Annotated in this window: 21 protein-coding genes; 11 read left to right on the top strand and 10 right to left on the bottom strand. The window is 67.9% G+C overall.

All coding sequences use genetic code 11. The features are described 5' to 3' along the window. Positions 1–4 precede the first annotated feature (4 nt). The 3 genes from recR (at position 5) to AC1DH3_RS07845 (ending at position 3,010) form a co-directional block, all read left to right on the top strand. Positions 5–604 carry a recombination mediator RecR gene (recR, locus tag AC1DH3_RS07855; RefSeq protein ID WP_441417894.1) on the top strand — a complete coding sequence of 200 codons (600 nt, stop codon included), beginning with the start codon at positions 5–7 and terminating at the stop codon, positions 602–604. 8 nt (positions 605–612) lie between these two features. Continuing rightward, positions 613–1,200, top strand: coding sequence for a GNAT family N-acetyltransferase (locus AC1DH3_RS07850; protein ID WP_476908991.1), 588 nt, complete (start codon positions 613–615; stop codon positions 1,198–1,200). Positions 1,201–1,651: 451 nt separating this feature from the next. Then, entirely contained in the window at positions 1,652–3,010 is a 1,359-nt protein-coding gene (locus AC1DH3_RS07845; protein ID WP_175322225.1) for an aspartate kinase, read from the top strand. A gap of 93 nt (positions 3,011–3,103) precedes the next feature. Here AC1DH3_RS07845 and AC1DH3_RS07840 read toward each other — a convergent pair whose 3' ends face one another. Together AC1DH3_RS07840 and AC1DH3_RS07835 are read right to left on the bottom strand one after the other, a co-directional pair. Then, entirely contained in the window at positions 3,104–3,337 is a 234-nt protein-coding gene (locus AC1DH3_RS07840; protein ID WP_441418171.1) for a hypothetical protein, read from the bottom strand. Positions 3,338–3,520: 183 nt separating this feature from the next. Further along, positions 3,521–3,745, bottom strand: coding sequence for a hypothetical protein (locus AC1DH3_RS07835; protein ID WP_175322223.1), 225 nt, complete (start codon positions 3,743–3,745; stop codon positions 3,521–3,523). A 78-nt stretch (positions 3,746–3,823) separates the two neighbouring features. On the opposite strand from AC1DH3_RS07835, the gene AC1DH3_RS07830 reads away from it, so the two are divergent. The 4 genes from AC1DH3_RS07830 to AC1DH3_RS07815 all read left to right on the top strand — a co-directional run bounded on the left by AC1DH3_RS07830 (position 3,824) and on the right by AC1DH3_RS07815 (position 6,271). Then, on the top strand, positions 3,824–4,318 hold the full coding sequence (locus AC1DH3_RS07830; RefSeq protein WP_441417896.1) for a MarR family winged helix-turn-helix transcriptional regulator: 495 nt from the start codon (positions 3,824–3,826) through the stop codon (positions 4,316–4,318). A gap of 69 nt (positions 4,319–4,387) precedes the next feature. Next, positions 4,388–4,939 carry an SSI family serine proteinase inhibitor gene (locus AC1DH3_RS07825; RefSeq protein ID WP_441417897.1) on the top strand — a complete coding sequence of 184 codons (552 nt, stop codon included), beginning with the start codon at positions 4,388–4,390 and terminating at the stop codon, positions 4,937–4,939. Further along, positions 4,914–5,894 carry a 3-methyladenine DNA glycosylase gene (locus AC1DH3_RS07820; RefSeq protein ID WP_441417898.1) on the top strand — a complete coding sequence of 327 codons (981 nt, stop codon included), beginning with the start codon at positions 4,914–4,916 and terminating at the stop codon, positions 5,892–5,894. Before AC1DH3_RS07825 ends, AC1DH3_RS07820 begins: the two co-directional genes overlap by 26 nt. Further along, a complete protein-coding gene (locus AC1DH3_RS07815) occupies positions 5,891–6,271 on the top strand; it encodes a serine protease inhibitor (RefSeq protein ID WP_441417899.1) in 381 nt (126 codons plus the stop codon). Before AC1DH3_RS07820 ends, AC1DH3_RS07815 begins: the two co-directional genes overlap by 4 nt. 67 nt (positions 6,272–6,338) lie before the next feature. On the opposite strand, the gene AC1DH3_RS07810 is transcribed toward AC1DH3_RS07815, so the two are convergent. Both AC1DH3_RS07810 and AC1DH3_RS07805 read right to left on the bottom strand, forming a co-directional pair. Further along, positions 6,339–9,485, bottom strand: a complete 3,147-nt coding sequence (locus AC1DH3_RS07810; protein WP_441417900.1) for a S8 family serine peptidase — start codon at positions 9,483–9,485, stop codon at positions 6,339–6,341. A 292-nt stretch (positions 9,486–9,777) separates the two neighbouring features. After that, complete coding sequence (locus tag AC1DH3_RS07805) at positions 9,778–9,963, bottom strand: hypothetical protein (protein WP_441417901.1); 186 nt, start codon at positions 9,961–9,963, stop codon at positions 9,778–9,780. 245 nt (positions 9,964–10,208) lie between these two features. On the opposite strand from AC1DH3_RS07805, the gene purS reads away from it, so the two are divergent. The 3 genes from purS to purL are packed head-to-tail and all read left to right on the top strand — an operon-like array spanning position 10,209 to position 13,550. Then, entirely contained in the window at positions 10,209–10,460 is a 252-nt protein-coding gene (gene purS / locus AC1DH3_RS07800; protein WP_011690410.1) for a phosphoribosylformylglycinamidine synthase subunit PurS, read from the top strand. A 1-nt stretch (position 10,461) separates the two neighbouring features. Then, positions 10,462–11,220 (top strand): phosphoribosylformylglycinamidine synthase subunit PurQ, encoded by a 759-nt coding sequence (gene purQ, locus AC1DH3_RS07795; protein ID WP_476908990.1) that lies wholly within the window; start codon positions 10,462–10,464, stop codon positions 11,218–11,220. Beyond that, positions 11,217–13,550, top strand: a complete 2,334-nt coding sequence (gene purL / locus AC1DH3_RS07790) for a phosphoribosylformylglycinamidine synthase subunit PurL (protein ID WP_476908989.1) — start codon at positions 11,217–11,219, stop codon at positions 13,548–13,550. Before purQ ends, purL begins: the two co-directional genes overlap by 4 nt. Positions 13,551–13,633: 83 nt before the next feature. Here the strand turns inward: purL and AC1DH3_RS07785 are convergent, their stop codons facing one another. The 6 genes from AC1DH3_RS07785 to AC1DH3_RS07760 form a co-directional block, all read right to left on the bottom strand. Then, positions 13,634–13,927, bottom strand: coding sequence for a DUF503 domain-containing protein (locus AC1DH3_RS07785; RefSeq protein WP_441417904.1), 294 nt, complete (start codon positions 13,925–13,927; stop codon positions 13,634–13,636). Positions 13,928–13,994: 67 nt separating this feature from the next. Then, positions 13,995–14,312, bottom strand: a complete 318-nt coding sequence (locus tag AC1DH3_RS07780; protein WP_441417905.1) for a putative quinol monooxygenase — start codon at positions 14,310–14,312, stop codon at positions 13,995–13,997. Between the two features lie 50 nt (positions 14,313–14,362). Further along, entirely contained in the window at positions 14,363–14,965 is a 603-nt protein-coding gene (locus AC1DH3_RS07775; protein ID WP_441417906.1) for a tetratricopeptide repeat protein, read from the bottom strand. Between the two features lie 12 nt (positions 14,966–14,977). Then, the gene (locus AC1DH3_RS07770) at positions 14,978–15,526 is read right to left on the bottom strand and encodes a DUF1990 family protein (protein WP_476908988.1); all 549 of its coding nucleotides are present in this window, start codon (positions 15,524–15,526) and stop codon (positions 14,978–14,980) included. Further along, positions 15,523–15,936 (bottom strand): MmcQ/YjbR family DNA-binding protein, encoded by a 414-nt coding sequence (locus AC1DH3_RS07765; RefSeq protein WP_441417908.1) that lies wholly within the window; start codon positions 15,934–15,936, stop codon positions 15,523–15,525. The genes AC1DH3_RS07770 and AC1DH3_RS07765 overlap by 4 nt, the downstream gene beginning before the upstream one ends. Before the next feature lie 65 nt (positions 15,937–16,001). After that, positions 16,002–16,427, bottom strand: coding sequence for a CoA-binding protein (locus tag AC1DH3_RS07760; protein ID WP_476892880.1), 426 nt, complete (start codon positions 16,425–16,427; stop codon positions 16,002–16,004). Positions 16,428–16,765: 338 nt separating this feature from the next. Here AC1DH3_RS07760 and AC1DH3_RS07755 point away from each other — a divergent pair, with 338 nt between their 5' ends. Further along, positions 16,766–17,626: an ABC transporter ATP-binding protein gene (locus AC1DH3_RS07755; RefSeq protein ID WP_476908987.1), complete on the top strand. Its 861-nt coding sequence runs from the start codon at positions 16,766–16,768 to the stop codon at positions 17,624–17,626. The last annotated feature ends 73 nt before the right edge of the window (positions 17,627–17,699 follow it).

Raw genomic sequence — 17,699 nt, 5'->3', positions numbered from 1 at the left:
AATTGTGTACGAAGGTGCAGTTCAGGAGCTGATCGACGAGCTCGGCCGCCTTCCCGGCGTCGGGCCCAAGTCCGCCCAGCGGCTTGCCTTCCACATCCTCGAAGCCGATCCGCAGGACATGAAGCGCCTGGTCGAGGCCATCACGTCGGTGAAGGAGCGGGTGAAGTTCTGCACGGTCTGCGGCAACGTCACCGAGCAGGAGCTGTGCAACATCTGCCGGGATCCGCGCCGCGACCCCTCCGTGATCTGCGTTGTGGAGGAGTCCAAGGACGTGCTGGCGGTGGAGCGCACCCGTTCCTTCCGCGGCCGCTATCACGTACTGGGCGGCGCCATTAACCCGATTGCCGGGATCGGCCCGGAACAGCTTCGGATCCGCGAGCTGCTCACCCGGCTCAACGACGGCGCCATCCAGGAAATCATCATCGCGACGGATCCCAACCTCGAGGGCGAAGCAACGGCCACCTACCTGGCCCGGATGCTCAAGTCGATCGGCATCGCCGTCACGCGGCTCGCGTCCGGCCTCCCGGTCGGCGGCGACCTCGAATATGCCGACGAAGTCACGCTGGGCCGCGCCTTCGAAGGCCGCCGCAACGCGCTGAGCTGACGGGCCCAGTGGCCCCCGACGGCGGCGCTCCCGCCCCAATCGGCACCGAGCGCCTGATCCTGCGTCCGTTGACCGCCGACGACGACGGCGCCGTCCTGCGGTTCCGCGGCAACCCGGATGCCGTGCGGTATCTCTCCCACGAAGCCCTCAGCCCGGACGCGAACAGCGCCCGGTCGCGGAAAGTGCAGGCCGCTGCGGCGGCTTCCACCGCAGAGTGGTTCAGTTTCGCCTGGGCCATCCAGCTCCGGGCCAGCGGGGAGGTCATTGGAGACGGCCGGACCTGGAACTCAGAGGCTCCCCCGCTGCCCGGCAGGATCCCTGCCCATGCCGCGAGCCTGGGGTACATCCTGCACCCGGATCACCACGGGCTGGGCCTCGGCAGGGAAGCCGCCGGCGCCCTCGTGGAATGGTTGTTCACCGCCCGTGGAAGCCGGACTGTCTTCGCCGGCGTCTACGAACCCAACCTCCCCTCGCGCAGACTGCTGGAAAGCCTGGGCTTCCGGCAGGACCGCTATTTCACCGCGGCCGAGGACACTGCGGGCAAGAAGCTTCCGTCCTGGCGCTACCGGCTCGACCGGCTCGACCGGCTCGACTGAACCAGTTACCGCGCGCAGGGGGGCCGGGGCAAACACGGCGGGCACGGCCGATGGACATGCCCAACGGCCCCTGCCGCGAATGGACATAGTGCCCATATGCCCATCCCCCGAACACAGGAGTGGACATGTCCAACGCCGCAAACGCACATGTCCATCCTCCGCGCACGGGAGTGGACATGTCCAAGGCCGCCGACGAACATGTCCACCCTCCGTGCCCACGAACGGGCATGTCCACGGCCGCAGCGGGACATGTCCTCTCCCCGGGACGGACGACGGGCATGTCCACCAAGAGCGGGCACCGGCAGCGGCCCGGTCCGTCTGGCGTTCGGTCACAATTCAACTCCGGGCCGCCGACGGCGATAAACTTGGTTCAGAAGTAGCTGTCGCGCCGTTCGGCTGCGCCGTTTAGTAGCTTCGCCCAGAACCCCGATGATCCAGTGAGGGTGCGCGCATGAGTTTGCCCACTACCGAAGTCCACCCCGGACCGCAGCCGCAGGAGCTGCCCGCGATTCCTGCCGCCACCAAACACCTCGTCGTGAAGAAGTTCGGCGGTTCCTCGGTGGCGGACGCGGAAGGTATCAAACGGGTCGCCCGGCGCGTGGTGGACGCCCACAACGCCGGCGATGAAGTCGTCGTCGTTGTTTCCGCCATGGGCGACACCACCGACGAACTCCTCGACCTGGCCGCCCAGGTGACCGACTCCGCCCCGGCCCGGGAAATGGACATGCTCCTCTCCGCCGGTGAGCGCATCTCCATGGCCCTGCTCGCGATGGCCATCAACAAATACGGCGCCTCCGCCCAGTCCTTCACGGGTTCCCAGGCCGGCATGATCACCGACGGCATCCACGGCAAGGCCCGGATCATTGACGTTGACCCGCACCGGATCCGCACGGCCCTGGACAAGGGGCACATCGCGATTGTCGCCGGCTTCCAAGGCATGAGCCGCACCACGAACGAGATCACCACGCTCGGCCGGGGCGGCTCGGACACCACGGCGGTGGCGCTGGCCGCGGCCCTCGACGCCGATGTCTGCGAGATCTTTACCGATGTCGACGGCATCTATACCGCGGACCCGCGCGTAGTCCCGTCCGCCAGGAAGATCGACCGAATCTCCAGCGAGGAAATGCTGGAACTCGCGGCCTCCGGCGCCAAGATCCTGCACCTGCGCTGCGTGGAATACGCGCGCCGCTTCGGGGTGCCGCTGCACGTCCGCTCCTCATTCAGCCAGAACGAAGGCACCTGGGTCCTGCCCAGCGCCGATGACAAGATCACGATTCAAGAGGGAGTTGCCTTGGAGCAGCCAATCATCTCCGGCGTTGCACACGACCGTTCCGAAGCCAAGGTCACGGTGGTCGGCGTTCCGGACATCCCCGGCAAGGCTGCGGCCATCTTCCAGGTCATCGCCGACGCGCACTCCAACATCGACATGATCGTCCAGAACGTCTCCACCCACGGCACCGGCCGGACGGACATCTCGTTCACGCTGCCGATCGTCGAAGGCGCCGACGCCCTCGCCGCCCTCCGCGCCGCACAGGCCGAGATCGGCTTCGAGAACATCGAATACAACGAGAAGATCGGCAAGCTGTCCCTGATCGGCGCCGGAATGCGCTCGCACCCTGGCGTCTCAGCACGGTTCTTCGCAGCACTCTCCGAGGCCGGGATCAACATCAACATGATCTCAACCTCGGAAATCCGCATCTCCGTGGTGACCCACGCCGACCTGCTGGACGACGCCGTCCGCGCCATCCACAAGGCCTTCGACCTGGACAGCGAGGACGAGGCCACGGTTTACGGCGGCACGGGCCGCTAGGACTTCTGGAGGCCACGGACCGCTTCGCGGCCGATAAGAAAGGGAGCGGCACCTGCCGCTCCCTTCTTCGTTTCCGTCCTGCCCCCGCGCGGGTCAGACTTGTTCCTTCGGGAGGTCTTCCCGGCGGACGGCGTAATGATGTCCCTGCGAGTCCGTTTCCACTTCGAAGCCGGCGAGATCGGTCTCCGACGCTAGCTCGTAATCATCGTGCCTGTGCACGACCGGAGCGGTGGTATCCCCCCGCGAGGCGGGTCCAAACAGGAATCGCACCCAGGACGATGGGTGCAGGTGCCGGCTCAGTGCAGCCTTCCTCAGCGCATGTGCCATATTTCCCACCCCCTCTCCTACTGAAAGGCCATTTCCTGCTAATGGGCCATTCGGAACAGCGGTGGCGCGGGCGGCGCCAGTGTGCCCATTTTACGCCCGACGGCGGCAAAATGCGCGGTGGGAACCCTCGCCGGTGCGAAGGTCGGATCCCGCCGCTTAGGCAGCGGCGCGGGCCGGGCCGGCCTAGCGCAGGGACTTGTCCTCGGGGTTGCGGGGCACCACGTAAGTGCTGCCGTCTGGCCGGTGCAGGGTCTCCCACTGCTGGGTCTCGGCCTGCCGCTGGGCCAGCAGCTGGCGGTTCTGCTCCGTCATCTCATGGCCGAGCGAGGTTCGGCTGGCCGGGCCAAAGACGGCCCGCAGCTTTCCGGTCGCCCGCATGAACCGCTGGGCGGTGTTGTCCTTAGCCATCGCTACCCACTCCTTCGTACCTGATGTTCCACCAGTGTACGCTAATCATTAGCACACTAACTATTTGAAGGAGGCCGGATGACCGATGTCATCGGAACCCCCGGAAGTCCCGCAGCCGCCGTCGTGGACGAGGACCTCCTGCTGGAACACCAGCTCTGCTTCGCATTGACCGTCGCGTCCCGCAGCGTGGTCGGCGCCTACAAACCGGTGCTCGACAAGCTGGGACTCACCCACCCGCAGTACCTCGTGATGCTCTGTCTGTGGGAATCCAGCCCCCGGACCGTCCGCGACATCAGCGATGCCCTCGCCCAGGAACCGGCCACGATTTCGCCGCTGCTGCGGCGGCTTGAAGCGGCGGGCTACATCACCAGGCAACGGGCCGAGGGCAACGAGCGCAGCCTCGCCGTGCGGCTGACGCCCCGCGGCGCGGCGCTGAGGGAACAAGCAACGGCGGTCCCCGGCACCATGATGGCCCGGCTGGGCCTGGACCGGGAGCAGGTCGGCGAACTGCATGCCGCCATGATGCGGCTCATCGACGCCACCCGGGCGGCGGACGGCACTACCCGCAGCTAGGGTACTTCCGCCCCGCGCCCGGGACCGGCCGCGGCGCTAGAATGGGGCTGAGACCGAGGAGAAGAGCCCATGCGCAAGAACCTGATTCCCACAGCGCTCATCTTGATGACGGCCGTCGGACTGGCTGCCTGCTCACCGGGCGGCGGACCTGCGCCGAGCGCCTCGTCCACCGGCCCTGCCTCCGCCTCGACGCCGACCGGCACCCCCTCCGCCGACACCGAAACCACCGCGCCGGCTCCCTCGCCGTCGGCCGAGGCCCCTACCGCCGGACCCGGCCAGGGCAACGCCGAGTTGGCCATCATGATCAAGCCCTCCGAAAGCGCGAAGGCCGTCAACTACACCTTGGTCTGCCAGAACGGCGTTCCGGCGGCGGAAAGCAAGCACCCCAGCGCCGCTGCGGCCTGCGCCGCCCTGAAGAAGAATGCGGCGCTCCTCAGCCCCGCACCCCGGGCCACCGACCAGGCGTGCACCCAGCAGTACGGCGGCCCGGACCAGGCGACCGTCACCGGTTCCGTCGACGGTAAGGCAGTCGAGTCGAAGTTCGGCCTGCGGGACGGTTGCGAGATCGCCCAGTGGAAGGCCGCTAAGGACATCCTTGGCTCAACCGGAGGGGCTGTCTAAACTGCAGCACCTTCCGCAGGACGCCTGGCTGGCGCGCGAAGCCGCCCACCAGCAGCGCGTCCGCACCTATTCCGATCCCTACCTTGCCCGGAGGTCGGCCGGCCAAAAGCACCCGGTGGAAGACTTCCTCTTCACGTACTACACCCAAAAACCTGGCCAGCTGCTGCGCTGGCACCCGGGCGCAGGCGTCGTGCTGTCCGGGCCGGCGGCAGCGGAGCGTTCCGGCTGGAAGTACTACCGCGTGCCCGACGCCGGCGAACTCGCCGCCGCGGGTCTGGCGCCCGGCACGGATGCGGTGACGGTGGACGTCGAACGGTTCCTCGGCGAGCGGCGCGACGCCGTGCAGTTTGCCGGCATCATCCTGGCGGGGACGGCCGCCCGGCCGGCGCAGTTCGGCTGCTTCGGACTGCACGAGTGGGCCATGGTCTACCGTCAGGACAAATTCGAACTGCGGCACGAGTACCTGAAGCTGCGGCTCGGTTCCGAGCAGACGGACCGGGTGGTCGAGGACAACCGGATCAGGTGCTCGCATTTCGACGCGTTCCGCTTCTACACCCCGGACGCGGTGCCGCTGAACACCCTGAAGCCGAGCCGCGAGAACCAACGGACCATGGAACAGCCCGGCTGCCTGCACGCCAACATGGACCTGTACAAGTGGGCCTACAAACTGGCGCCCGCGCTGCCCAGCGAGCTGGTCATGGACTGCTTCGAACTCTCCTGGCGGATCCGCGCAATGGACATGCAGGCCTCCCCCTACGAACTGAGCGAATGGGGTTACCCGCCGATCCGGATCGAGACCCCGGATGGCAAAGCCGAATACGTGGAGCACCAGCGGGCCTTCGCCGACGCCTCGCAGGAACTGCGCCGACGGCTGTTGCAGGAACTCACGCCGCTGCTGGAGGCCGCCGCCGTCGCGGCTCCCCCGCTTCCCGCGGCCCAGGAAGGACGCCCATGACGGCCACCCACGGAGCGGACAGCCCGCACGACGTCGACCTCACCATCACGCTGACGGAGGCGCCCGGGGCGCCGGAGGTCAGTTTCCGCCTGGTCGCCGACGACGGCGGGGCCTCCGCCGCATCCACCCTGCCGGATCCTGCCGCGGCACTCGAGGCACTCCGCCAGCACGGCGAGGAAATCTTCTTCCCCCTCCCCGGCCCGCCCCGGCTGTGCACCCAGCAGTACGGCGGCCCGCAGGTGGCCGTGGTCACCGGACGCTACCTGGGCCGCGACGTTCGTAGCGAATTCAGCCGTACCGACGGCTGCGAAATTGCCCGCTGGCGTGCCATGGCGCCACTGCTGGGCGGCACAGCGGGATCAACCGGGGCCATCTGAGGCGGGCATTAAGCAGCGATGGCCGGCGGTGAAAACCGCCGGCCATCGCTGTTGTTAGTTCAACTGCCTAGATGGCGTTGTTCCGGACCTGCGCCGGGTTCTGGTTCACTACGGTGGCCGGAGCCCCCGAGGCGGGAGCAACCGAGGTGGTGCCGGCCGGCGTCACGACCACGCTGACGAACGTCGGTTCGCTGGCGCCCTCGAAGGTCACCCGGCCGATGTACGAGCCAACGGCGAGCCCGGTCCAGTTAAGCGTGAGCTTGCCTGCCTTGCCGTTGGTCAGCTTCAGCGGGTTCGGCGAGAGGGTTGCGTTGCCCACATTGGCGCCGAGCACTGCTGCATCCACAGAGGCCTTGCGGGCCTTGCCGTCCGGGCTGGAGTACAGGTTCGCGTAGATCGTGTACTTGCCGCCGGCCGGGTTGGCGATCGACAGGGTCTCGCTGGAGGAGGACGTCGCGACCTGCTCGACGCCGCGCGGAGTCACAACCCACATGTCGAAGTCGGAGTTCGGGTCCGAAGAGAGGACCGAGAACTTCGCCAGCGGCACCCCGGCCGGAACCGTGACGGTCTTGACGAACGTCGAGGCGTCGGCTCGGCCGGTGAACGGACCCGGGACCAGTTCCACGGCGGAGGAATCCGCCTTGGACAGGCCGTCCAGGGTCATGCTGGTCGCGCCGTTCGTACCGGAGACCACGTTGATGTCACCGGAACCGGTGGCGGACTGGGTGGTGAAGGAAACGTCCTTCGGGGCCACCACGGACTGCGGGCGGACCGAGATCGGCGAGGAGACGGTCTTGCCCGCGCCGCGCCACGTCAGCGAGCCCATGGCGAACTTGCCGAGCGCCGCACCCTGGTTTTCGAAGGTGACCTTGAAGGTACGCTTCTCACCGGCTGCCTTGAAGTTCAGGGCGGCCGGAGCGACGCTGACCTTGATGCCGGGGACATTGGCCGAGACCTGGTAGACGCCCGGGGTGAGTGCGGTGACCGTACGGGTGACCTCAATCTTGCCCGTGAGGTTGCCCAGCGCGAAGGACGGCACGTTCATGTCCCGCGGCTTGGTGCTGGTCGGCAGCTTCAGGTCAACACCGGTGCCCTGGATGAACTTCAGGTAGTCCTCGATGTCGGCGTCGTAGACCAGGCCCGGATCAACCATGCGGGCGGGATCGACTTCGCCCGCGCCGGTGGCGTGCACGTCGGTGTCCTTGGACCCGTCGGCGAGCTTGACGTCGGAGGCAGTGGTCATCATGGCGGACTTCACCGCGGCCGGCGACCAGGTCGGGTTCTTGCCCAGGAGCAGGGCGCCGAAGCCGGCAACATGCGGGGAAGCCATCGACGTGCCGGACATGAAGCCGAACTTGGCACCGCCCTCACCGATGGGTGACACGCCTGCGAGCACCGCGACGCCCGGAGCGGCGACGTCGGGCTTGAGCAGGTCCGAGTCGGTGGCCAGCAGCGGGCCGCGGGAGGAGAAGCCGGCAATCTGCGGCTGGGCCTCCAGCGGCAGGCCGGTGGTGTCCTTGTTGACCAGCGAAACCTTGATGTCCGGGGTGGCCGTGACCTTGGCCTTGATGGCCGCGGTGGCCGGCGGGTTCACGTGCACGGTCGGGACCGAGTGCTGGTCAGCGTCCAGCGAGGAGCTGCTCAGGTTCACCAGGATCATGCCGACGCCGCCGCCGCGCTTGACCTCGGCGCTCTTGGCGACGCGGTCGAAGACACCGCGGTCGCAGACCACGACCTTGCCGGCAACCTTGGCGGGGTCCAGGGTGTCAGGTCCACACAGCGCCGCGTTGGCGTTTCCGGCGGTGGCGGCCGCGTTGGCAGCCAGCACGACGCCGGCGTCCTTGACCTCGCGGTTCATGATGCTGGCGCCGCGGAACTTGGTGCCGTCAGCGAATTCCACCGTGCCCTGGAGCTCCTGGGAGAAGCTGCTGGCGGCGACGGTGGTGACCCACGGTGCGCCGTGGTTGACGGTGCTGGCGGTGGGACCGGAGTTGCCGGCGGACGCCGCAACGAAGATGCCCGTGGCCGCTGCGTTCAGGAAGGCCACCGAAACCGGGTCAATGACGGAAGTCGCGGAGCCGGAGATGGAGTAGTTCAGGACGTCGACGCCGTCCTCGATGGCCTGCTCGACGGCGGCCACCGACGAGGAGCTGTAGCAGCCGCCCGTGTCGGGATCGGTGTCTTCCCAGCAGACTTTGTAGACGGAAAGCTTCGCCGCCGGCGCGATGCCGCTGGTCAGGCCGAAGCTGCGGCCGTCAACGAAGGTCTCAACGTTCTTGTTGCCGGCAGCCGTGCTGGCCGTGTGGGTACCGTGGCTGGCAACGTCCACCGGGGACAACTGCTCCTCCGGGGCGCGGTCGCCGGCCGGAACGTAGCGCAGGAAGTCATCGGCGAAGTAGTGCGCGCTCAGGACCTTGGAGTTGCAGGCGGAGCCGTCGAAGGAGGCGCCGGTTCCGGTGCCCTTCTGGCACTCGCCGGTAAAGGTCTCGCCGTCGGCCTTGAGCATGGCGATCTTGCCGTCAGCGGTGCGGTAGGGGACGCCGACGACAGGTGAGCCCACGAGGGGCTTGACCTCTTCGCCGGCAAAGAAGGCGCTGTCCGGGGTGTAGCCGGTGTCGATCACGCCGACGACGACGCCCTTGCCGGCGGCATCCTGGCCGCCGAACTTGGTGTTCCACGTGCCGTTGGGGCCGCTGAGCTTGAGGAAGTCGGTGCTGGAGTAATCCGGGGCGTTTTCCGTATCCGGGGCCACTGTCAGGACGTTGGGGTCCTTGGCGAGCTTGACGGCCTGGTCCGTGGTGAGCGTGGCGCTGAAGCCGTTCACCGCAGCGGAGAACTGGCGCTGGATCTTGACATTCTGCTTAGCCGCGACGTCCGCCTGCTTCTTCTCCAGGTGGGCGCGGTACTTCTTGACCTCGGCCTTGTTGGCGTCGAGTTTCTTGCCCTTGGCGGGCTTCGTGGCCGGCATCCCGTTCGTGCTGCCGTCGTAGGTGGCCGCCGGCTTTTCAGCCAGCAGGACGATGTAGCGGCCGTCCGGGTAGTTGGCGGGGTCCAGACTCTTCTGCGCGATTCCGGCGACGGTGGATCCCTGGGCCGGCGCCGCGGTGGCGGGCGCGATGGCAACTGTTGAAAGGAGAACCGGCAAGCCCAGGGTCAGTGCCGCGGCCCTCCGGAGTCCCCCGCTTCGAAGGAAGCTCTTTCCTGGTGATTTCACGAGTGATTTGAACCTTTCAGAAGGAACGGTCCCGGCGCCTTTGCCGGGGACGACGGTCTGGTACGGGTTCGGGAACAGTAGTTGACTCCCGTCCCCGGCGGATACCAGCCGATTCATACAGTACAGACTGAGAGCCGGATATGACATAGGCCACAGGTGACCAATCAAAATTAGTCATATCCCTCTACAAGTAGCGTGGCCCCGCTGGGCATGGCAAAGCCGGGACGGCAGCGCCGTCCCGGCTGGCATGGGTTGTTTTTGCGGCCGCTACGCGCTGTCAGGCGGCCGCTGGCTACTGGCGGGGCGTTCGGACAACCTCGCTGATCCAGGCCCTCGTCTTGTCATCAAGGGGGCCGGCCACGTTGCTGGACCTGGCTGCCCGGTCCGCCTTGATCTTCTGCAGCACCATCCTGCCGAGGCCCGCGAAGACGGCGGCGGCCATCACAGGAAGCAACACGGATTTCGATTTCTCAGCCATGGGGCTCATCCTACTGAGCGCACCCTGCAGAGACCATAGCCGCCCCAGACCCGGGCCGCCGGGAGCACCGCCCGGTCACGAATGCGCCGTGATGCACGCCGCCCGGTAGAATGGGCGTGCAAGCTCGCGGAGCGCCCGTTCCATGTTGTTGTTAAACACCGTTGTCCTCACCACACAGCGGATCGGCGTGAGACGGCACTACTCCGCTGCGCCCTTACCCAATGCTCACGCACAGGAGTTGCCGGATGCCCCGGATCGTTGTCGACGTCATGCCCAAGCCCGAGATTCTCGACCCGCAGGGGAAGGCCATCGTGGGTGCACTGCCCCGCCTGGGCTTCACCGCTTTCAGCTCTGTCCGCCAGGGCAAGCGCTTCGAACTGACCGTCGACGGCGAGGTGACCGAGGAGATCCTGGCCCAGGCCCGGAACGCCGCGGAAACCCTGCTCTCCAACCCGGTCATTGAGGACGTAGTCAACGTCGAGGTCGTCGAGGCCTGAGATGACTGAACTTCCCCTGATCGGTGAGGCCGTGGCCGTCGCCGCTCACCCCCAGCTCGCCGGTGCCAAGATCGGCGTCGTCACCTTCCCGGGCACGCTCGATGACCGCGACGCCGCCCGCGCGGTGCGCCTGGCCGGCGCCACCCCGGTGGCCCTCTGGCACGCGGACACCAGCCTGGGCGACGTCGACGCCGTCGTCATCCCCGGCGGTTTCTCCTACGGCGACTACCTCCGCGCCGGTGCTATCTCCCGCTTCGCGCCGCTGATGGCCAAGGTCATCGATGCCGCCAACTCGGACGCCAGGCTGCCGGTCCTCGGCATCTGCAACGGCTTCCAGATCCTCACCGAGTCGCACCTTTTGCCCGGCTCGATGATCAAGAACGACCACCTGAAGTTCCTCTGCCGCGACCAGGTCCTGCGGGTCGAGAACAACACCACCGACTGGACCCGCGACTACGCCCTAGACCAGGAAATCACGGTGCCGCTGAAGAACCAGGACGGGCAGTACATCGCGGACGAGAAGACGCTCGACGCGCTTGAGGCGGAGGGCCGCGTGGTGTTCCGTTACGTCGGCTGGAACCCGAACGGCTCCCGCCGCGACATCGCCGGCATCTCCAACGCCGCCGGGAACGTCGTGGGCCTGATGCCGCACCCCGAGCACGCCGTCGAAGCCGGCTTCGGCCCGGAAGAAGGCTCCGGTACCGAGGGCCTCGGCTTCTTCACCTCTGTCCTGAACAAGATCGTGGGAGACAACAAATGACGGAGACACCCGCAGTGGCGACGCCCGCGGAGACCGCCAAGAAGTTCAACATCGACACCGTGGAGAACGCGGCCCGGACCCCGGACACCGAGCTCCCCTGGGCCGAGCTGGGCCTGAAGCAAAACGAGTTCGACGAGGTCGTCAAGGTCCTCGGACGGCGCCCGACCGGCGCCGAGCTGGCCATGTACTCCGTGATGTGGAGCGAGCACTGCTCCTACAAGTCTTCCAAGAACCACCTGCGCCAGTTCGGCGAAAAGGTGACGGAGGAGATGAAGAAGGACATGCTCGTGGGCATCGGCGAGAACGCCGGTGTCACCAACCTGGGCGACGGCTGGGCCGTGACGTTCAAGATCGAGTCGCACAACTCGCCGTCGTTCGTGGAGCCCTACCAGGGTGCCGCGACCGGCATCGGCGGAATTGTCCGCGACATCATCTCGATGGGCGCCCGCCCGGTGGCCGTGATGGACCCGCTGCGCTTCGGCGCCATCGACCACCCGGACACCGCCCGCGTCATGCACGGCGCCGTGGCCGGCATCGGCGGCTACGGCAACTCCCTGGGCCTGCCGAACATCGGCGGCGAAATGGTCTTCGACTCCGTTTACCAGGGCAACCCGCTGGTCAACGCCCTCGCCGTCGGCGTCATGCGGCACGAGGACATCCGCCTCGCCAACGCCTCCGGCAAGGGCAACAAGGTGGTGCTGTTCGGTGCCCGCACCGGCGGCGACGGGATCGGCGGCGCTTCGGTGCTGGCCTCGGAGTCCTTCGATGACACCAAGCCCTCCAAACGCCCCGCCGTGCAGGTGGGCGACCCCTTCGCCGAGAAGGTCCTGATCGAATGCTGCCTGGAACTCTTCAAGGGATCCCTGGTTGAGGGCATCCAGGACCTGGGTGCGGCCGGCATTTCCTGCGCCACGTCCGAGCTCGCCTCCAACGGCGACGGCGGCATGGAGGTCGAGCTGACCTCCGTGCTGCTGCGCGACCCCACGCTGACGCCGGGCGAGATCCTGATGTCCGAGTCGCAGGAACGCATGATGGCCGTGGTCACCCCGGAGAACATCGCCGCGTTCGAAGCGGTCATGGACAAGTGGGCCGTGGAGTACTCATGGCTGGGCGAGGTAACCGACACCGGCCGCCTGATCATTACCTGGGACGGCGAAGTGATTGTCGACGTCGACCCGCGCACCGTGGCCCACGACGGTCCGGTCTACGACCGCCCGTACGCCCGCCCGGAGTGGCAGGACGCCGTCCAGGCCGACGCCTTCACCGGCTCCGTGCAGGACACCGGCCGCCCCGCCGCCCCGGCGGAACTGGCCGCCGCGGTCACCGAGCTCGTCGCCTCGCCGAACATGTGCTCCAAGTCCTGGATCACCGACCAGTACGACCGCTACGTCGGCGGCAACACCGCCATGGCGTTCCCGGACGACGCCGGCGTGGTGCGGGTGGACGAGGAAACCGGCCTGGGCGTGGCCCTGGCCACCGACGCCAACGGCCGCTACACCTACCTCGATCCGTACCACGGCGCGCAGCTGGCCCTCGCCGAGGCGTACCGCAACGTGGCCACCTCCGGCGCCGTGCCGATGGCCGTCAGCGACTGCCTGAACTTCGGCTCCCCCGAGGATCCCGACGTCATGTGGCAGCTCGCCGAGGCCATCCGCGGCCTGTCCGACGCCTGCATGGTGCTCGGCATCCCGGTCACCGGCGGCAACGTCTCGCTCTACAACCAGACCGGAAGCGTGCCGATCCACCCCTCCCCGGTGGTCGCCGTGCTCGGCAAGCTGGACGACGTCGCCCGCCGCACGCCCTCGGGCTGGCGCGAGGACGGCCAGGCCATCTACCTGCTGGGCACGACGGCGGCGGAACTGGACGGCTCGGAATGGTCCAACCTGCGCGGACACCTGGGCGGCCTGCCGCCCAAGGTGGACCTCGCCGCGGAACGCGAGCTCGGTGAAATCCTGATCAACGCCTCACGCGACGGCATGGTCGACTCCGCGCACGACCTCTCCGAAGGCGGCCTCGCGGCGGCCCTCGTCGAGTCCGCGCTGCGCTACGGCGTCGGTGCCCGCATTTCGCTGCAGGACGTGATGGACCGCGACGGCGTGGACCTGTTCACCGCGCTCTTCTCCGAGTCCCAGGCCCGCGCCATTGTGGCAGTGCCCCGCTCGGAGGAAATCCGGTTCAAAGACATGTGCACCGCCCGCGGCTTCGAGCACGTCCGGATCGGCGTCGTGGACGCGGAGAGCGGCAAGCTGGAGATCAACGGCGTCGACACCCTGGGCCTGGACGCACTCCGCGAAGCCCACGAGGCGACCCTGCCGAAGTACTTCGGCTAGCACTTCCGGCTCCAAGCAACGCGGGGTCACTTACCGCCCATAAATCCCCTCGGGATGGGCGGTAAGTGACCCCGCGTTGCTTCTTAATCGTCGCTGCGCAGTTCGCGCTGGCGGGCGCTGAGCAGCTCGAGTTCCGGTCTTGCGGCCATGAAGCGTTCGACGGCGGCCAGCACCTCGATCAGGTGCGCCCGGTCCGCCGCGACCAGGCCGACGCCGATTTCGGCACGCCGGTACTGGTCATGCAATCCGGCCTCGGTCACGGAGACGTCGAAGCGGCGCTTGAGCTCGGCTAAGACGGGCCGCACGACTGAGCGCTTCTCCTTCAGGCTGTGAACGTCGCCGAGCAGGACGTCGAATTCAATCCAACCGATCCACATGACCCCAGCCTATCGACTGCTCCCCACCGGCTCCCTAGCCTTACAAGCTCGGAGCAATCGACACCGGTCAGATGGTGAGCTCGCCCATCCGGTCCCAGCCCTCTCCGTCGAACTGGCGGCTGATGATCCGGGGGGTCTCCTGCAGTGCCTGCGGCATGTCGGCCATGGCCTGCTTGAAGTGGCTGCTGTTGACGTGGTCGCCGGCGGCGTCGTCCTTGAAGGCCTCGACCAGGACGAATTCGTTGGGGTCCTCCACGCTGCGGGACCAGTCGAACCACAGGTTGCCGGGCTCCTGCCGGGTGGCCTGGGTGAAGTCCTCCACGAGGCCGAGCCAGCGCTCGGACCAGTCGGGCTTGACCTTGAATTTAACGACGATGAAGATCACGAGTTGTTGCCTTTCATTGGGAATTCCGGAGCTTCAATTCTGGCAGAGCGTCAGCAGGCATCGATGGCCGCCCGGGCGCGTTCCTGCTGCTGCGGCGTGCCCACCCTTTCCGCCCACTGCTCGGCGAGCTGGAACTCGACCATGGCCTCGGCGCAGCGTCCCGCCTCGTGCAGCGTCCAGCCGAGGTTGTTGTGCAGCGCCACCATCCAGCGCCGGGTCCGGGCGTCATGCGCCGTGGACGCGTACTCCAGGGCGCTGCGGGTCCACGTCTCGGCGTGCGCGGTGTCCGCGATCGCCAGCATGTGCAGGGCGTCGACGGCCAGGAAATCCTCGCCCAGGTGGTCGGCGAGTTCGGCGGCCTGCTCAAACAGCGGGACCGCCATCTCGGCGTGGCCGCTGCTGTTCAGCACTCGGCCGCGTTCCAGCAGCACCCGGACGGCCACCGTGGGTTCGTCGCCGTCGATGGAGTCCAGCAGCGCGTCGGCTTCCTCATACCTGCCCTGCAGGCCGATCGCACGGCCCAGCTGGGTGGCGAGCTCGGCACGTTCGTCGTCGTCGTAAGCCGAATCCGCGATCGCCGCGCGAAAGCGGGCCTCCGAAAGGCCGGGGTCGTCAAAGTTCCAGAAGCGGTCAAGGGTCTGTTGATTCAGCATTTTCTGCACCTCTCAGTTCACACCTGCGGCCAGTTCTTGCGCACTCCTAAGGTATCGGGAAGTGACGATCCGGCGCGCCCCGGCGGTGACGGCGCCCCCGGCCGCGTAGAACCAGTTGGCCGGAACCCCGAAAGCGGTGACTTTGATCAGCACGAGACCCTGTTCGTCGAGCGAAATTTCGAACGATTCCTCGCCGCGGACCGGATGCCCGGGCAGGGTCCCGTAGCCGAATCCCGCGGACTGCGGCCCGCCGCCGGCTACGGGTCGGCGCACCCACACCACCTCGCAGGGCGCGTTGATCCGGAACGGGCCGACGCCGAACCCGCTCACCACGCGCGTCCCCGGGCGCACGACGTCGGACTCCGCCCGGACGCGCAACCCGGCGCGCTTGTGCAGCTGCCAGGTCAGCAGGCCCTGCACCGCCCGGCGGTAGGCGGCTTCACCGTCGCCGACGTAGGCCTGGGTGACGAGGCACTCGATCCCGTCCGGCAGCCCGCCGGTCTCGGTGGCGCCGATCCCCGCATAGTTCAGCTCGCCGCCGGCAATCCGCGGCCCGGTCACGGCTGCGCCTCCCCGCGGGCCAGCCGGGCCCAGCCGAGCTGCTCCTGCTGGCGGCGGCTCAGGCCGGCGACCACAAGGTCGTAGGAGTCCTCCACCATGTCGCGGACCATGGAATCCGGCAACGAACCGTCCAGCCGCACCCCGTTCCAGTGCCGCTTGTTCAGGTGCCAGGCGCCGGTAATTTCCGGATGCGCAGCCCGCAACTGTTCGGCGAGCGCGGGTTCGCACTTCAAGCTCACGACCAAGTCCGCGGGGTCCAGTGCGGACAGGGCGAACATCTTGGCCTCGTGCCGGGCCCCGCCGGGCACCGCGGCGCGGACCTTGAAGACCGCGGTATCGGGGCCGAACGGATAGTCCTCGAAGGCGCCCGGGAAGCCCAGGCAAATCCTGCGGAGTGCTGCTGCGTCCATGCTCCCAGCCTAGCCCGGCCGTCAGCGCAGCTACCGGCAGTGGTCGCCGTCGGCGACGGCGGCCGTCAGAGCCCCAAGCGCGGCGCCTCCTGGGCCGGGCACGCGTTCATGACCACGTCCAGGCCGGCCGCCTTGGCACGTGCGGCGGCGGCTTCGTCGATGACGCCCAGCTGCAGCCAGAGAGCCTTCGCTCCGACGGCGATCGCCTGGTCCACCACGTCGCCCACCCTGTGCGAATTCACGAAGCAGTCCACGACGTCGGGCGGTTGCTTGGCCGCCGGAATGTCGGACAGCCTGGCGTAGCCCGTCTCGCCGTGTACCGGGTCGGCCGGAAGATTGACCGGGATGATTTCCATGCCGAGCCGGTCGCGGATATACAGCGACGTGTCATAGGCGGCGCGCCACTCGTTGGTGGTCAGGCCCACGATCGCCCACCTGCCCTTGGTGCGCAGGAGCCGTTCGATAACCGCGGGGTCGTTCACATGGGTCATGTGCACAGCCTAAGGCCGACCAGTGACTGGGCCGTGCCGCGCCGGACGGCCCGGGCCGCATTTCGAACAATCGACCGGCAGCCCAGGGGAAGCGGGCAGGTGTCCGAATATTACGCGCCGGATTTGGGGGAAATCGGTGATTCCGTTTTAGTGGGTAGTGACCATCCCGAGCGGCCGAGAGACCTGGATCGATGAAGCCGCAGCAACCCTGGTCGTCGGAGTTCCTCCCCGGAACCCGCCGATAGCAAGGTAGCGAGCCACGGGAACGGCCGGACTGACCACCCGTGCCGGAGGCTCGTTCCGTAGGGTGCTACTGCCAGGATCGATGGAGTACTCCTATGACTGCTGTCCTGTCCCCCTCCGCAACTGTCGCGTCCGCGGACGCCTCCGCCGGGGAAACCACCCGCACGCCCGCGCTGCCGGTGTCCTTCCGCGGCCTGCGCCGAGCGTTCGGTTCCGGCAGCGAAGCCCACACCGTGCTCCGCGACGTGGACTTCGATGTCCTGGCCGGTGAAGTCCTCGCCATCCTGGGCACGTCCGGCTGCGGCAAGTCCACCCTGCTGCGCGCCACCGCCGGCCTCGATGCCCCCAGTGCCGGCGCCGTCGAGATCGACGGCGTCCAGGTACAGGGTGTGGATGCGCGCTGCGCCTTCGCCTTCCAGGAGCCGCGCCTGCTGCCCTGGCACACCCTGCAGGCCAACATCGCCATCGGCCTGCCCACCGGTGTCAGCGCCAGGGACGGCAAGGCCAAGGTCGCCCGGCTCCTTGAACTCGTGGGCCTGCAGGATTTCGCCAAGCACCGGCCGCGCGAGGTCTCCGGCGGCATGGCCCAGCGTGCCTCCCTGGCCCGCGCCCTGGCCCGCAACCCGGGCGTCCTGCTGCTCGACGAACCCTTCGGCGCCCTCGACGCCCTGACCCGGATCAAGATGCAGGACCTGCTGCTGCAGGTCCACCGGGCGGAGCCCACCACCGTGCTGCTGGTAACCCACGACGTCGACGAAGCCCTCCAGCTGGCCGACCGCATCATCGTCCTCGGCAAGGAACCAGCCCGCGGAACCGAATCCGGCACCCCGGCGCCGGGCGCGACGATTGTCCGCACCGTCGTCGTCCCCGGCGAACGTCCCCGGGACCGGGCTTCCGCGGAGCTGGCCCGAATGCGGGCCTCGCTCCTGGCCAGCCTCGGCGTCGACGGCCACTAACCACCCACCGCTCCCCGGACAACCGGCCGCGGGCCGCGCCACAGCCAGAGCCTGCCGCGCCGGCCCGCCCCAC

Source organism: Arthrobacter sp. 05L428 (assembly GCF_056397665.1).
The sequence above is the reverse complement of the archived record's forward strand: the minus strand, read 5'-3'. Positions and strand labels throughout refer to the sequence as shown.

Excerpts from the sequence above, each read along its gene's own strand:
- AC1DH3_RS07845 (WP_175322225.1), top strand. The coding sequence starts at position 1,652 with ATGAGTTTGCCCACTACCGAAGTCCACCCCGGACCGCAGCCGCAGGAG.
- AC1DH3_RS07840 (WP_441418171.1), bottom strand. The coding sequence starts at position 3,337 with ATGGCACATGCGCTGAGGAAGGCTGCACTGAGCCGGCACCTGCACCCA.
- AC1DH3_RS07835 (WP_175322223.1), bottom strand. The coding sequence starts at position 3,745 with ATGGCTAAGGACAACACCGCCCAGCGGTTCATGCGGGCGACCGGAAAG.
- AC1DH3_RS07830 (WP_441417896.1), top strand. The coding sequence starts at position 3,824 with ATGACCGATGTCATCGGAACCCCCGGAAGTCCCGCAGCCGCCGTCGTG.
- AC1DH3_RS07825 (WP_441417897.1), top strand. The coding sequence starts at position 4,388 with ATGCGCAAGAACCTGATTCCCACAGCGCTCATCTTGATGACGGCCGTC.
- AC1DH3_RS07815 (WP_441417899.1), top strand. The coding sequence starts at position 5,891 with ATGACGGCCACCCACGGAGCGGACAGCCCGCACGACGTCGACCTCACC.
- AC1DH3_RS07805 (WP_441417901.1), bottom strand. The coding sequence starts at position 9,963 with ATGGCTGAGAAATCGAAATCCGTGTTGCTTCCTGTGATGGCCGCCGCC.
- purS (WP_011690410.1), top strand. The coding sequence starts at position 10,209 with ATGCCCCGGATCGTTGTCGACGTCATGCCCAAGCCCGAGATTCTCGAC.
- purQ (WP_476908990.1), top strand. The coding sequence starts at position 10,462 with ATGACTGAACTTCCCCTGATCGGTGAGGCCGTGGCCGTCGCCGCTCAC.
- purL (WP_476908989.1), top strand. The coding sequence starts at position 11,217 with ATGACGGAGACACCCGCAGTGGCGACGCCCGCGGAGACCGCCAAGAAG.
- AC1DH3_RS07785 (WP_441417904.1), bottom strand. The coding sequence starts at position 13,927 with ATGTGGATCGGTTGGATTGAATTCGACGTCCTGCTCGGCGACGTTCAC.
- AC1DH3_RS07775 (WP_441417906.1), bottom strand. The coding sequence starts at position 14,965 with ATGCTGAATCAACAGACCCTTGACCGCTTCTGGAACTTTGACGACCCC.
- AC1DH3_RS07765 (WP_441417908.1), bottom strand. The coding sequence starts at position 15,936 with ATGGACGCAGCAGCACTCCGCAGGATTTGCCTGGGCTTCCCGGGCGCC.
- AC1DH3_RS07760 (WP_476892880.1), bottom strand. The coding sequence starts at position 16,427 with ATGACCCATGTGAACGACCCCGCGGTTATCGAACGGCTCCTGCGCACC.
- AC1DH3_RS07755 (WP_476908987.1), top strand. The coding sequence starts at position 16,766 with ATGACTGCTGTCCTGTCCCCCTCCGCAACTGTCGCGTCCGCGGACGCC.